General features: G+C 59.3%; 12 protein-coding genes and 1 pseudogene. 7 read left to right on the top strand and 6 right to left on the bottom strand.

Annotation, left to right across the window (positions count from 1 at the left end; all coding sequences use genetic code 11):
• The first annotated feature begins 3 nt into the window (after positions 1 to 3).
• Positions 4 to 660, top strand: a complete 657-nt coding sequence (locus tag ISX84_RS00480; protein ID WP_195818362.1) for an amino acid ABC transporter permease — start codon at positions 4 to 6, stop codon at positions 658 to 660.
• On the top strand, positions 657 to 1,385 hold the full coding sequence (locus ISX84_RS00475; protein WP_195818361.1) for an amino acid ABC transporter ATP-binding protein: 729 nt from the start codon (positions 657 to 659) through the stop codon (positions 1,383 to 1,385). The genes ISX84_RS00480 and ISX84_RS00475 overlap by 4 nt, the downstream gene beginning before the upstream one ends.
• 78 nt (positions 1,386 to 1,463) lie before the next feature.
• Here the strand turns inward: ISX84_RS00475 and ISX84_RS00470 are convergent, their stop codons facing one another.
• The gene (locus ISX84_RS00470) at positions 1,464 to 2,042 is read right to left on the bottom strand and encodes a chemotaxis protein CheB (protein WP_195818360.1); all 579 of its coding nucleotides are present in this window, start codon (positions 2,040 to 2,042) and stop codon (positions 1,464 to 1,466) included.
• 274 nt (positions 2,043 to 2,316) lie between these two features.
• Here ISX84_RS00470 and ISX84_RS00465 point away from each other — a divergent pair, with 274 nt between their 5' ends.
• Complete coding sequence (locus ISX84_RS00465; RefSeq protein ID WP_195818359.1) at positions 2,317 to 3,186, top strand: ABC transporter transmembrane domain-containing protein; 870 nt, start codon at positions 2,317 to 2,319, stop codon at positions 3,184 to 3,186.
• Between the two features lie 13 nt (positions 3,187 to 3,199).
• Here the strand turns inward: ISX84_RS00465 and ISX84_RS00460 are convergent, their stop codons facing one another.
• Positions 3,200 to 4,591, bottom strand: coding sequence for a mechanosensitive ion channel family protein (locus ISX84_RS00460; protein ID WP_195818358.1), 1,392 nt, complete (start codon positions 4,589 to 4,591; stop codon positions 3,200 to 3,202).
• A gap of 191 nt (positions 4,592 to 4,782) precedes the next feature.
• Between ISX84_RS00460 and ISX84_RS00455 the strand changes: the two genes are divergently transcribed.
• Together ISX84_RS00455 and ISX84_RS00450 are read left to right on the top strand one after the other, a co-directional pair.
• Positions 4,783 to 6,018, top strand: coding sequence for a putative DNA modification/repair radical SAM protein (locus ISX84_RS00455; protein ID WP_195818357.1), 1,236 nt, complete (start codon positions 4,783 to 4,785; stop codon positions 6,016 to 6,018).
• Positions 6,018 to 6,833, top strand: a pseudogene (locus ISX84_RS00450) (TIGR03915 family putative DNA repair protein); the annotation flags it as partial. The gene ISX84_RS00455 and the pseudogene ISX84_RS00450, both read left to right, overlap by 1 nt.
• A gap of 147 nt (positions 6,834 to 6,980) precedes the next feature.
• Here the strand turns inward: ISX84_RS00450 and ISX84_RS00445 are convergent.
• On the bottom strand, positions 6,981 to 7,772 hold the full coding sequence (locus tag ISX84_RS00445; RefSeq protein ID WP_195818355.1) for a GNAT family N-acetyltransferase: 792 nt from the start codon (positions 7,770 to 7,772) through the stop codon (positions 6,981 to 6,983).
• Positions 7,773 to 8,167: 395 nt separating this feature from the next.
• Here ISX84_RS00445 and ISX84_RS00440 point away from each other — a divergent pair, with 395 nt between their 5' ends.
• Positions 8,168 to 8,566: a RidA family protein gene (locus ISX84_RS00440; protein WP_195818354.1), complete on the top strand. Its 399-nt coding sequence runs from the start codon at positions 8,168 to 8,170 to the stop codon at positions 8,564 to 8,566.
• 120 nt (positions 8,567 to 8,686) lie between these two features.
• Here ISX84_RS00440 and ISX84_RS00435 read toward each other — a convergent pair whose 3' ends face one another.
• The 3 genes from ISX84_RS00435 to ISX84_RS00425 form a co-directional block, all read right to left on the bottom strand.
• The gene (locus ISX84_RS00435; protein WP_195818353.1) at positions 8,687 to 9,463 is read right to left on the bottom strand and encodes an ATP-binding cassette domain-containing protein; all 777 of its coding nucleotides are present in this window, start codon (positions 9,461 to 9,463) and stop codon (positions 8,687 to 8,689) included.
• Complete coding sequence (locus ISX84_RS00430; RefSeq protein WP_229884085.1) at positions 9,463 to 10,488, bottom strand: ABC transporter permease; 1,026 nt, start codon at positions 10,486 to 10,488, stop codon at positions 9,463 to 9,465. The genes ISX84_RS00435 and ISX84_RS00430 overlap by 1 nt, the downstream gene beginning before the upstream one ends.
• Positions 10,489 to 10,580: 92 nt before the next feature.
• Complete coding sequence (locus tag ISX84_RS00425) at positions 10,581 to 11,600, bottom strand: sugar ABC transporter substrate-binding protein (RefSeq protein ID WP_195818351.1); 1,020 nt, start codon at positions 11,598 to 11,600, stop codon at positions 10,581 to 10,583.
• 150 nt (positions 11,601 to 11,750) lie between these two features.
• Between ISX84_RS00425 and ISX84_RS00420 the strand changes: the two genes are divergently transcribed.
• Positions 11,751 to 12,941, top strand: coding sequence for an ROK family transcriptional regulator (locus tag ISX84_RS00420; protein WP_195818350.1), 1,191 nt, complete (start codon positions 11,751 to 11,753; stop codon positions 12,939 to 12,941).
• Positions 12,942 to 12,988: the final 47 nt, after the last annotated feature.

The raw sequence follows: 12,988 nt of genomic DNA, 5'->3' as shown, positions 1-12,988 counted from the left end.
GCGATGACGGATTTCGATTTCAACGTCATATGGTCGTCCCTGCCCTTCCTGTGGCAGGGGCTTCAGCTTAGCTTGTTGCTGACCTTTCTATCCATCATCGGCGGCATCGTTCTGGGCACCCTATTGGCACTGGCACGCCTCTCCGGGATTGGCCCGCTGGCGATTGTGGCAGCCACCTATGTCAACCTGATCCGCTCCGTACCGCTGATCCTGGTGATCTTCTGGTTCTACTTTCTGGTGCCCTTGGCTCTTGGCCGGCCCATCGGCGGTTTCTATTCCGCGCTGATTGCCTTCGTGCTGTTCGAAGCGGCCTACTACTCAGAAATCATGCGCGCCGGCATCCAGAGCGTGAAACGCGGGCAAGTACATGCCGGGCAATCCACCGGTCTGAGCTACTGGCAGATCCAGCGCTATGTCGTCCTGCCACAAGCGTTCCGCAACATGGTGCCGATCCTCGTCACCCAAGGCATCATCCTCTTTCAGGACACCTCGCTGGTTTTCGTGGTCAGCCTGCGGGATTTCATGACCGCCTCCTCCATCGTGGCGCGCACCGAGGGCAGGCTGGTCGAGATGTATCTCTTTGCAGCCCTTGTCTATTTCGTAATCTGCTTCTCCGGTTCAATGCTGGTCCGAAGCCTCAAATCCCGGATGGCCACATGATCGACATTGAAAACATATCCAAGTGGTACGGTGATTTTCAGGTGCTGACAGACTGCACGACGCAGGTCGCCAAGGGGGAGGTTGTTGTCGTCTGCGGACCATCCGGTTCCGGCAAATCAACCCTGATCAAATGCGTGAACGGTCTGGAGCCTGTCCAGCAGGGTCGGATTTCCGTGGATGGGGATGACGTAACCGCCAAGGGCGCCAATCTGACAGCCTTGCGGTCGCGGATCGGCATGGTGTTTCAGCATTTCGAGCTCTACCCGCATATGAGCGTGCTGGAAAACCTCTGCCTGGCGCAGGAAAAGGTCCTCAAACGCCCACGGGCGGAGGCCGTGGCTCGGGCGGAGAAACTGCTCGCCCGCGTCGGCATGGCCGATCATGCGGCCAAGTTTCCCAGCCAGCTGTCAGGCGGTCAGCAGCAACGCATTGCCATCGCCCGCTCCCTGGCAATGGATCCGATTGCGATGCTCTTTGACGAGCCAACCTCGGCGCTGGATCCCGAGATGATCAAGGAGGTGCTGGACGTCATGGTGGAACTTGCGCAGGAAGGCATGACCATGATGGTGGTGACCCATGAGATGGGCTTTGCCCGAAAGGTCGCCGACCGGGTGATTTTCATGGACAATGGCGCCATCGTCGAGGACAGGCAAACCGCGGCCTTCTTTGACAATCCCGAAAGTGAGCGTGCGCAGGATTTCCTGTCCAAAATTCTCGATCACTGATCAACACTTAGCCCATTGAGGGTCTCCGACAGACGTTTTTGAGATGCGTGCCAAAGGCCCTGGGCCGTGGTTACAGGATCAGGTCTCCTGTCCGATCAGAGAGCGGAGCCAGATGCCGAGCTCCTTTGCCGATCGCACTGTTTCGGGGTGGTCATTCATGATGACGCTGTTTGGCATCCCTGCGTGTTGCGCATCCTTGGGGTCCTGCACAATGGTCTGCCCGCCCATGTCATAGATCACCTGAGCCCCGCGCATCCCGTCTTTCATTGTCCCTGAAAGAACCACGGCAATCGCCCGGCTGCCGTATTCAGCCGCAAGCGTCATAAACAACGCGTCGATAGAGGGGCGAAATCCGGAATCTCGTACGAGGCTGGAAAGGTGAATTCTCTCGTTCCGGAAAAATGCATGGGTCGCGCCGGGCACAGTGTAAATCCAGCCTTTCCGCAGTTTTTCACCGTCTTCAGCGCGTTTGATCGGCAGATCACTCACAAGCTTCAAAACATCCGCCAACCTGGACGAGGGTTCGCTGTGCACGGCAATCACAATAGGCGCGTCAAGATCGGCAGGAAGCTCCGCAATCAGATCCTTGATCGCCGCCAGCCCGCCAGCCGATGCCCCAATCGCAACGACGAACTCAAGCTCATCTGCAGATGCCATATTCTATCCATTTCCCCTGATCCGGGAAGCCTAGAGAATACTCCGGCGGCCCGCAAGACGTGGCAGCGCTCCCGAGGCGACATTGCAACAGGGCGGTGCTTCGGGAGTGCGAGGCTCGGCGACCGATCCGCGCGCAATGACACGCATTGAGACCGCTGTCCTGCTGTGGTAGCGCAGATATGTGAGAGTATTGCGACGAACAGCTACGCCGCGCAGGGTGCGTCAAACCGGAGATGACAGCCCCGCGTCCTCCTTGCTGGGGTACGTGTGGCGCATGAGCGAAGGGCATCAAGTTGCTGTTTGCCTGCTGGCGGTCTGTGTCGCCGTCCTGAACCTTGCCCCCCTGGAACTGCAGCGCCGCATCGTGAACGAAGTGGTGGAAAGCCGGGACGTCTCCATGCTGGTGCAGTTTGGCACCGCCTACGTGGTGCTTATCCTTCTGCATCAGGCGGTCAAATTCGCGCTTTGGATTTATCAGTCCTGGATCACGGAAAGCGCCAGCCTCTACACGCGCCGCCATCTCCTGACCCTTCACGAGGAGCGCAACGGCGACGCGGCGGACGGCAACGGGCGCGCCGTGTCGATTGTGGGGTCGGAGGTGGAAAAACTCGGCGGCTTCGTGGGCGAGGCGCTGTCCGGGGCCTGCGCAAACGGGGCGATGCTGTTGGGTGTAGCGGTTTACATGTTTGTCGTGGAACCCCAAATTGCCATCTTCGCCCTGGGGTTTCTGGTGCCGCAGGTGGTGCTGACCCCGCTTTTACAGCGGCGCCTCAATCGACTGATCGAAGAGCGTGTCGGCCTATTGCGCGACCTTGGCGACGAGATTTCGGACCACAGCGTCGAAACGCGGGACCAGTGCAAAAGCCTTCTGACCGATATCTACAAGAACCGTATGCGCTTTTTCATCCTGAAATTCGCCATGAAATCAGCGCTCAATCTGTTGAACGCGATGGGTCCGTTGACCGTCCTGCTGTTCGGCGGATATCTCGCCATGCAGGGCGAGGTTCAGCTGGGTGTGATCGTTGCCTTCATCTCCGGGTTTGAGCGGATTTCGTCGCCGCTGCGCGAGCTCATCGGCTTTTACCGGGTGGCCGCGCAGGCCAATGTGCAACACCGGCTGATCGCGGACTGGATGTCCAAGTAGACGCCGCCTTGGACTATTCCCCACGCGACAGCAGGTCTTCTTCTCCCTCCTCGACACGTGTGGTCGCCTGTTGCTGCAAATCCTCCGCCTCATTTGCCAGGTCGGCATCGAGGCTGGAGTGAGCGGGTTCATGAGGCAGCTGCGCGGGGGCCTCTGTCTGAATAGGCGTCGCACCCGCAGCGTCCTCGCCGTCAGACGCTTTCTTGATCGGTATGCCCTGCGGGAAGATAACCTCACGGGCTTCATCCGGCATGGAAACACCGCCTTCGGTCAGTGCCTTCTTGGCCTGCCGCAACAGGGCTGACTTGAGTTTCAGAGGCGAGAGCTTGGAAAAATCATACCAGTAATAGACCTTGACGTTGACGGTCGAGGCCCCCAGCGAGTCCACCAGCACCATCGGGTGCGGATCATCGTAAATCATATTGTTTTCATTCAGCAAATCGGTGATGATCTGCTGCACCTGAACGACAGAGGCGTCATAGCCGATGCCCACATCAAAGGTGTCACGCCGTTTCGCCGCAGCGGAGAAGTTCTCGATGGTGTTCTTGAACACGGCCGAGTTGGGAATCTGGATGTGATTGCCTTCGCCGGAGATGAGGACCGTGCTGCGGGTGTTCATGCTCTGCACCAGCCCCTCCTGACCGTCGACGCGGATCCAGTCACCGCGCCTAAAAGGCTGCCGGATGCTGAGCAGCAGGCTGGCGAGGAAATTCTCCGCGATATCCCGAAAGGCGAAACCGATCACGATGCCCAGAACACCGGCGCCCCCCATGACCGACAGAGCCAGCTGGGTCAGTCCGGCCATCTGCAGCACCAGATAAAGTCCCAGCAGGAACACCGGGAAGGATATGGTGCGCGCAATGATGTCTTTCAGAAACGGCGACTGGATTCGGCTGCCCATCATCCATCTGGCAATGCGCGACACCAGCCGGGCCAGCATCCACGACAGCGGTAGAATGAACAGCGACAGCAGCACGAGCGGCATCGCGACAATTGTCTGCTGCATGAAGTTGCGCAATTCCCGCCGCGCCGGATTAAGGCTCCAGGAGACCTTTTGCTCCACCTCCAGCCGGTTGACGACGGCGACGACCCCATCGGTCTTTGCCGCCAGATCCCGCGCCCATTTGCGGTGGTCGGCCAGTGCCACAGTCCCGTCAAGGAATGCGACCCCCTCCTGAACGCGCACCACCGGATTGATGAACCAGCCCGTCGCCTCGAAAATGCTTTCGACACGCTCGGCAATTGTCACATCGCTGGCCGTGGGTTCGAGTGCGACGGTCTGCTCCGGCACGGAGATGTCGGCGTCCTGGCTCGCGTCCTGTGCAGCGACGGAAGTGGTCAGCAAACTGATCACGATCAAGCCGAGGAAACCCTGGCGCAGGGTCGTCAGATTCAAGCAAATCATAAAGGTGTCCCGGATACTTGCCGACCTTCGGCCGTTCTACTGAATACGCTGGTTCAAAGATTGCGCTGAAGTGGGCCGGGATGGAAAGCCCCCGCCGCCGATATCCTTGCGTGCAGGATGAAAATTGTCAGCGCGACGTCCCCGCACCTTTCTGTATTGCGCCTGTCGTATGTAGAACATAAAGTGAACATATGACCCGTATGACCGTCAAAAGAAAGCTCGAAATCTTAAGCGATGCCGCCAAATACGATGCCTCATGCGCCTCGTCAGGTTCCAACAAGCGCGACTCGCGGGATGGCAAGGGGCTCGGCTCGAACGAAGGCAGCGGCATCTGTCACGCCTATGCGCCGGACGGGCGGTGCATCAGCCTGCTCAAGATACTGATGACCAATTTCTGCATCTACGATTGCAGCTATTGCGTGAACAGGGTGTCGTCGAACGTGCCGCGCGCGCGCTTTACCGTTGACGAGGTGGTGGACCTGACGATCAACTTCTATCGGCGCAACTACATCGAAGGGCTGTTCCTCTCCTCGGGGATCATCCGCTCGCCGGACGCAACGATGGCAGATATGGTGCGGATCGCACGCAGGCTGCGCAAGGAGGAATCCTTCAGGGGATACATTCACCTGAAGACCATTCCGGACGCGGCGCCCGAACTGATTGCCCAGGCGGGGCTGCTGGCGGACCGGCTGTCGATCAACGTCGAACTGCCCACGGATGCCGCGGTCGAGGCCTACGCGCCGGAAAAAAGCCCCGAGCAGATCCGGGGCGCGATGGCCGATGTTAGACACCGCAAGGACGCGGCACAAGACAGGTCACACCGCGGTCGCCGTCCACCGCGGTTTGCGCCCGCCGGTCAGTCGACGCAGATGATCATTGGTGCGGATGGCGCGACGGACAAAACGATCCTGGGCCGCTCCACCCGGCTCTATGGCGACTACAAGCTCAAACGCGTGTATTACTCGGCGTTTTCGCCGATCCCGGACAGCTCTGCCAAACTGCCCCTGATCAGCCCGCCGCTGCAGAGAGAGCACCGGCTGTATCAGGCGGATTGGCTGCTGCGCTTTTACGGGTTCGAACTGGATGAAATCACCTCGACCACGCGGGACGGCAATCTCGACCTGGCGGTCGATCCGAAACTCGCCTGGGCGCTGGAGCATCGCGCATTGTTTCCGGTGGACGTGAACACGGCGCCGAAAGAGTTGTTGCTGCGGGTGCCCGGTTTTGGCGTGAAGACCGTCAAGCGGATCGTGAGCACCCGACGGCATTGTTACCTGCGCTATGACCATCTTCTGCGGATTGGTGGCGCGATGAAAAAGGCCCGGCCCTTTATCGTCGCGGGCGGGTGGAGTCCGGGCAGCCTGACCGACAGCGCCTGCTTGCGTGCGCGATTTGCGCCGCCGCCCGAACAGTTGACCCTCTTTTGATGTATCACGTCGTGATCCCCAAAATCGGAGCCGCCACTGCGTGGCGCACGGCAGCGCGGGGCTTTCTCGCGGCGCAGATCCCTCCTCATGAGATATGCTGGCAAGAACCTGGCGCCGCGCCAGAGCTTTTTGCGCGCACGCAGGCGCCTCCCCCCACGGGCGACATCAAGGTGTCCCGCCGCTTTGTCGCGATGGCCAACAGCGTTGTCTGGCATCGGGATCGCGACCGTTTCGCTTGCCTTTACGGTTTTCTGTGGCGGCTGCGGGATGCGCCACATTTGATCGGCGATCACGGTGACCCGCATCTCGCGCGCTTGCGGCGGATGGAAAAGAACGTGCACCGATGTCAGCACAAGATGAAGGCCTTCGTCCGCTTTCGAGAGATCGGCGACCGGGAGGCGCCACGCCGCTCTTTCGCCGCGTGGTTTGAGCCCACGCATCACACGGTCGAGCCAACAGCATCGTTTTTCGCGAGACGCTTTGGAGACATGGACTGGCGGATTATAACGCCCGACAAAACCGCCATATGCGTTGATGGGGTGGTGTCTTTTTCAGCGGGCCAACCGCGCCCGGATTTACCTGAGGATGCGCACGAAGACCTTTGGATCGCCTATTTTGAGAACATCTTTAACCCCGCCCGCCTGAAGGTGTCGGCGATGTGTTCCGAGATGCCCAAGAAATACTGGAAAAACCTGCCCGAGGCGGCCGCCATCGCAAATCTTGTGAAAACCGCACCCGAGCGGGCAGAAGAAATGGCCCGCGCCGCACCAACCCTGCCGCCGCTACGGGCGGAAAGGATGAAGGAGCGGCTTGCGCGGTTCGATGCATCGGACGTTTCAGGACCGCCCCAGTCTTCTGCTGCGCATCGGCAAAAGTGACCTGACTGCGGCCAAAGACTGCATTTTGTGAGATCATCCGCGGGGGTGGCGCGCGTGGCGTCCACCATAGCTTCTGCAAGATCCTTACAGGGACATCTTCAATTCGTATTGTCCAAGTGTCGGTTCCGCTCCGAAGGATGTCATAAAGGCGCGGAAGGTGCCCGACGCGTTGTCGGCGTTGATCACGCGCAGGCTCTGCAAATCCTGATAGCTGCTCAGCAGCGCGCCCGCGATCCCCATCCGTCGTCTGTCTTGTCTCACGGCAATCTGCGCCAGTGTCCCGGTGATTGGGATGACCGCCGCGTATCCTGCCATCCCTGCATCGTCGAAAACAGCGTGGCACTGCACGTCATCGGCAATCGCGTTCAAGGAAGCGGAATCGTTCTGCCAGGAGGGCGGAAAATCCTGCAGGGACGGTGCGGTCTGCGCCACCGACGGCCAGGAAACCTCTGAAACCTCATACCGTCGTACGGCACTCTTCGGGACAGAAAGTGAGTAGCAGTCGAGAACACGCGCAGTGGTCACCCCAAGCGAGAGATAGAGATTATGGGCTTGCGTGTTGTCGATCAGAACCTCTGTCTGGAAACTGGTTGCTCCGCTGCTTTTGAGCGCGGCGAGGCAGTCCAACGCCAGCGCACGCGACAGCCCACGCCGCCGATATGCCGGACGTGTCCCGCTGGAAATCAGATAGGCCGCCGCGCCCCGGACGGACACAAGCCAGATCGCGGCCATTTCACCGTCGATGATTGCGACCCTAGAGGCTGTGCGATCCAGCCCCCTTTGCCGCATCATTACGTCAAAGGCCTCGGCTGTCAGGTTGATCGGCAAAGCGTAGTCCGAAAAGGACTGGTTCATCGCAACACGCAGGGCGTCCATCTGGACCTCTGCAGCAGATCGGATTTCTACACGGCTGGTGATGGTCGAGGTTCCTTTGATCTGAGTGGTAACACGGCAGTCGACGCTTAACGGAAAGCAGTCGCAGTTTGTCGCTGTTGATACGCAACTGCAAACCGACAATTCTCTCTCTGGACAGATATGTATCGCCTGCGGGTCAGGGCACCCGTGAAAAACCACTGCGTGACACAAGCAGGCCTTGTTGCAGCCTGTCTCTGGGGTCAGAGCGCACATGTCTTCTGGGGTTCTGACCCGATTGTGTCCGCGCGACATAAACACAGCCAATACCGGGATGGTTCTTCTGATTGGTCCATCCTTCGTATCATCGGCAGGATGGCGATGAAAACGCATGCACTTTCCGAAGATTGGAGTTCCCGATGCTGAAACGGCTCTCGCCCAACACCCTCCGCGCCGTCCCGGAGCGATATCAGGGTATCTATGTGCACGGCACGCAGATCGCTAGCCCCAGCAGATTTGTCTTCCTCTCCGGGCAAATCGGTGTCGCACCAGACGGCACGACCCACGCAAGTTTCAAGGAACAGTGCAATCAGGCCATCGACAACGTCGAGGCACTGTTGGCGGATGCGGAGATGACAACCGCGGATATTCTGCGAGTCACCTATTTCGTGACCGATCCCGATCATCTGGCAAGTCTTTCGGAGGTGCGTCAGGCGCGTTGGAACCAAGGCACGGCCCCGGCTGTGACCACCTTGGTTGTCGCGGCTCTGGCTGCGCCCGACCTGCTGGTCGAAATCGAAGTCACTGCCGCGAAGTAGCCTGATCCGTCGGGTGCTTTCACGCCCATAGTTGTGCTCTGCCGCGCCAGACGCCATGAGTCGGCAGGTGGAAGACGACAGCGCCGAACCAAGCGCTCATTCCGCCGTCACAGTATATCCCTAGGCGTTGACAGCCTCCACAGGTGCGTCTTTTGCGCCGGTCATGAAGGCGACGGCGTCGGACATCGTATAGTCCTTGGGGTTGATCACGCAGAGCCGCTTTCCCAAACGGTGCACGTGAATTCGATCAGCGACTTCGAAGACATGCGGCATGTTGTGGCTGATCAGGATGATTGGAATGCCGCGGGACTTCACGTCCTGAATGAGTTCCAGAACCTTACGGGATTCCTTGACGCCAAGCGCCGCCGTAGGCTCATCGAGAATGATCACCTTGGACCCGAAAGCCGCTGCGCGTGCCACCGCCACCCCCTGACGTTGCCCACCGGACAGGGTTTCGACCGCCTGGTTGATGTTTTGAATGGTCATGAGCCCCAGTTCAGTGAGCTTTTCCCGCGCCAGGCGTTCCATCTTGGGGCGGTCCAGCTTGCGGAACCAATTGCCCATGATGCCCGGGCGACGGATCTCGCGGCCCATGAACATGTTGTCCGCAATAGAGAGCGCGGGCGACATCGCGAGCGTCTGGTAGACCGTCTCGATCCCCGCTTCCCGCGCCTGGATGGGAGACCGGAAACTGATTTCCTGCCCCTCCAGAAAGACCTGCCCTTCATCCGGGACAACTGCCCCCGATACCGCCTTGATCAGGGATGACTTCCCCGCACCGTTGTCGCCGATTACAGCCAGAATTTCACCGGGCATCAGGTCGAAATCGCAGTGGTCCAGTGCCGTCACCTTACCGTAACGCTTTACCAGACCACGTCCTTTGAGAATGGGTTCCATTACGCGGCCACCTTTCTGATCCACTGGTCCACGGCAACCGCCGCGATGATGAGCACGCCGATCAAAAGATAGGTCCATTGTGCGTCCGCCCCCATCAGGCGCAAGCCAAGGGTAAAGACTCCCACGATCAATGCGCCGAAGAAGGTGCCCAGAATCGAGCCACGCCCCCCGAAGAGCGAAATCCCTCCGATCACAACCGCCGTGATGCTTTCGATGTTCAGCAATTGCCCGGAGGTGGGCGACACCGACCCGATCCGCCCGATCAGGGCCCAGCCGGCAAAACCGCAGATCAGCCCGGCCACGGCGTAGACGGAGATAAGAGTGCCTTTGACGTTCACACCGGAAAGCTCTGCCGCTTCCGGATCATCCCCAACGGCGTAGACATGGCGCCCCCAGGCCGTATGCCGCAGCACATAGGCCAGCAGGATCACCAGCACGACCATGAAGAGCACGCCGACTGTGAAAACCGCGCCCCCCACTTTGAACTTGGCGCCCAGCAGCTGCAGCAAGGCGGCGTTGGCCGCAATTTCCTGACTGCGGATTGTTTCATTCGCGGAGTAAAGGAAGTTTGCCGCCAATACGATTTGCCACATCCCCAAGGTCACGATGAAGGGCGGGAGTTTCATCACCGCCACCAGCCAGCCATTGAGATACCCAATGGCAGTCCCGGCAATCAGGCCACAGGCGACGGCCACTTCGACCGGCAGCCCATAGCGAAAAGTGAACTGCCCCATGATGACGGATGAGATGACGGCAATCGCACCGACACTCAGATCAATACCCGCCGTCAGGATGACCAGCGACTGCGCTGCGGCGACGATGCCGACAATCTGCACCTGCTGTAAAATCAGCGTCAGGGCAAAGGGCGAGAAGAATTTAGATCCCAAAAGCAGACCGAAGACGACAACCGACGCCACCAGAACGATCAGCGGCACCAGAGCCGGATTGATGTGCAGCCAGTGTTGCAGTGTCCCGATAAGGCCGCGGTGCGGATCGTCGAACTTGGCGACCCCGTCGTCTGTCATCTCTGCGCGTGACATTTCTTCCCTCTCCCTTGGTAAAAAGGGGCGCGCCAAGCCGCCCCTCTTCCTAGTCTAGACATCTAAGCCGCTCGGCGTCAGCCCCAGCAGAGATTTGTGCCTTCGGTTGTGTCGATGCTTTCGACGCCGTCCACAGGCTCGTCAGTGACCAGGGCAACGCCCGTGTCAAAGAAGTCCTTGCCCGGTGTCAGAGCAGGCTTCGTGCCGTCTTTCGCCCAGGCCGCGATGGCTTCAACGCCCTTGGAGGCCATCAGCAGCGGGTACTGCTGGGATGTCGCACCGATCACACCGTCTTTGATGTTGGCCACGCCGGGGCAGCCGCCATCGACGGAAACGATCAGCACGTCGTTTTCACGACCGATGGATTTGAGCGCCTCATAGGCCCCCGCCGCGGCAGGCTCGTTGATGGTGTAGACGACATTGATTTCCGGGTCCTTCGCCAAAAGGTTTTCCATCGCCTTGCGGCCGCCCTCTTCATTCCCCGCCGTGACATCGTTGCCGACAATCCGGGGGTCAGTCTCGTCACCCCATTTGTTCGGGTCGCCTATGTCAATGCCGAAACCCTGCAGGAACCCCTGATCCCGCAACACGCCAACGGTTGGCTGCGATACCGCAAGATCAAGCATCCCGATCTTTGCATTTGCGGCCTCATCGCCAAGCTTGGCAGCGGCCCATTTGCCGATCAACTCGCCCGCCAAAAAGTTATCCGTGGCAAACGTTGCATCCGCTGCATCAATCGGAGAGAGGGGCGTGTCGAGCGCAATGACAACCAGACCAGCATCCCGCGCCTGCTGCACGGAAGAAACGATGGAGGAGGTGTCAGACGCCGTCAGCAAGATGCCTTTTGCGCCGTCGGCAATGCATGTCTCGATCGCAGCGACCTGCGTTTCGTGGTCACCGTCGACTTTACCGGCAAAGGATTTGAGCGTCATGCCCAGCTCTGCCGCCTTGGCTTCGGCACCTTCCTTCATTTTGACAAAGAATGGGTTGGTGTCTGTCTTTGTGATCAGGCACGCGGTCACGGCATGACCATCTGCAAATGCCGCGCCGGACAGCGCGGTCATGGCGACAGCAGTTGTTGCGAGTAGTTTTTTCATGATGTCCTCCCAGACGATAGATCCAATTAAGCGGAACCAATTTTTAACAAAACCGATTCTCAGAACAGCGTCAATAAATAAATAAACTTGATTTATTAATCGACCGCGACGTATCCTTGAGGCGTAACTTTGCGTTTAAGGCCTGTATCTATGGATGGGTCCAAGATCAGAACTCTCAGTGGTGGCGTGAACCAAAGCGGGTTGCGAAACCACAATGAACGTCTGCTTCTGTCGATGCTGCAGCGCAACGGCCCCCTGCCCGGCAGCGATCTCGCGCGGCTTGCCGGTCTATCCCCGCAGACCGTTTCTGTCATCCTGCGCAAGCTTGAAAAAGATGGCCTGCTCCAGCGCGGCAAGCCGGTACGTGGTAAGGTCGGAAAGCCCTCGGTTCCGATGAAATTGGCGCCCGATGGCGTGTTTTCGATCGGGGTCACGATCGGACGACGCAATGCCAAGATCATACTGATGGATTTCACCGGCGTCGTGCGCGCCGAACGCAGCATCGGGTTTCAATACCCCCTGCCGCATGAAATCTTCGCATTTCTCAGCGACGGCTGCGCTGACCTGGTTGGTGTTTTACCGCAGAAGCTTCAGGACAGGATTTGCGGCATTGGGATTGCCGCCCCATTCGAGCTGTGGAACTGGCACGAGATGGTGGGCGCCAGCGCAGAAGAGTTCGCGCTGTGGCAGGATGTCAACTTTCGCGAGGAAGTCGCCGAATTCTCGGATCTACCGGTTCATATCGTCAATGACGCAACCGCCGCCTGCCGTGCTGAACATGTCTACGGACGGGGCAAGGAGTTCCGCGACTACGCCTATTTCTTCGTCGGAGCCTTTGTGGGCGGCGGTGTCGTGCTGGATCACTCGGTGTTCGAAGGTCATCAGGGCAACGCAGGTGCGCTGGGGTCCTTGCGCAGTGTCGGCCCGAATGGGGAAAGCCGCCAATTGATCGACATCGCCTCGATCCACTTGCTAGAGGCGCGGCTGGCGGAGGTGGGGCTGGACCCCAGCGCCCTGTGGACCAGCGGCGACTGGAGCCCCTACGAACGCTATGTCGAACCCTGGATCAGGCAGACCGCGCAGGAGCTTGCCAAGGCTGCACTCTCGACCTGCGCCGTGATCGATTTCGAAGCCATTCTCATCGACGGCGGCCTACCTGCGGACGTCAAGCGCACACTGGTCGAACGGACCCGGCGCTACATTGCAAATCAGGACACGCGCGGGCTTATTCCGCCTCAGATCGAAGCGGGCGAGATCGGGCACAAAGCGCGCGAAATCGGCGCGGCATGCGGGCCGATCTGGTCGCAATTCCTGCTGAAATCAAATGCCGGGCTGACCTGATCCGCCTTCAAATCCACCCTGACTTTTCCCAGAGCGTTTTCGTCACG

Source organism: Roseobacter sp. MH60115 (assembly GCF_015644665.1).
GTDB lineage: Bacteria > Pseudomonadota > Alphaproteobacteria > Rhodobacterales > Rhodobacteraceae > Roseobacter.
The sequence above is the reverse complement of the archived record's forward strand: the minus strand, read 5'-3'. Positions and strand labels throughout refer to the sequence as shown.

Coding starts and splice junctions, on each gene's coding strand:
- ISX84_RS00480 (WP_195818362.1), top strand. CDS start 4: ATGACGGATTTCGATTTCAACGTCATATGGTCGTCCCTGCCCTTCCTG.
- ISX84_RS00475 (WP_195818361.1), top strand. CDS start 657: ATGATCGACATTGAAAACATATCCAAGTGGTACGGTGATTTTCAGGTG.
- ISX84_RS00470 (WP_195818360.1), bottom strand. CDS start 2,042: ATGGCATCTGCAGATGAGCTTGAGTTCGTCGTTGCGATTGGGGCATCG.
- ISX84_RS00465 (WP_195818359.1), top strand. CDS start 2,317: ATGAGCGAAGGGCATCAAGTTGCTGTTTGCCTGCTGGCGGTCTGTGTC.
- ISX84_RS00460 (WP_195818358.1), bottom strand. CDS start 4,591: ATGATTTGCTTGAATCTGACGACCCTGCGCCAGGGTTTCCTCGGCTTG.
- ISX84_RS00455 (WP_195818357.1), top strand. CDS start 4,783: ATGACCCGTATGACCGTCAAAAGAAAGCTCGAAATCTTAAGCGATGCC.
- ISX84_RS00445 (WP_195818355.1), bottom strand. CDS start 7,772: ATGGACGCCCTGCGTGTTGCGATGAACCAGTCCTTTTCGGACTACGCT.
- ISX84_RS00440 (WP_195818354.1), top strand. CDS start 8,168: ATGCTGAAACGGCTCTCGCCCAACACCCTCCGCGCCGTCCCGGAGCGA.
- ISX84_RS00435 (WP_195818353.1), bottom strand. CDS start 9,463: ATGGAACCCATTCTCAAAGGACGTGGTCTGGTAAAGCGTTACGGTAAG.
- ISX84_RS00430 (WP_229884085.1), bottom strand. CDS start 10,488: ATGACAGACGACGGGGTCGCCAAGTTCGACGATCCGCACCGCGGCCTT.
- ISX84_RS00425 (WP_195818351.1), bottom strand. CDS start 11,600: ATGAAAAAACTACTCGCAACAACTGCTGTCGCCATGACCGCGCTGTCC.
- ISX84_RS00420 (WP_195818350.1), top strand. CDS start 11,751: ATGGATGGGTCCAAGATCAGAACTCTCAGTGGTGGCGTGAACCAAAGC.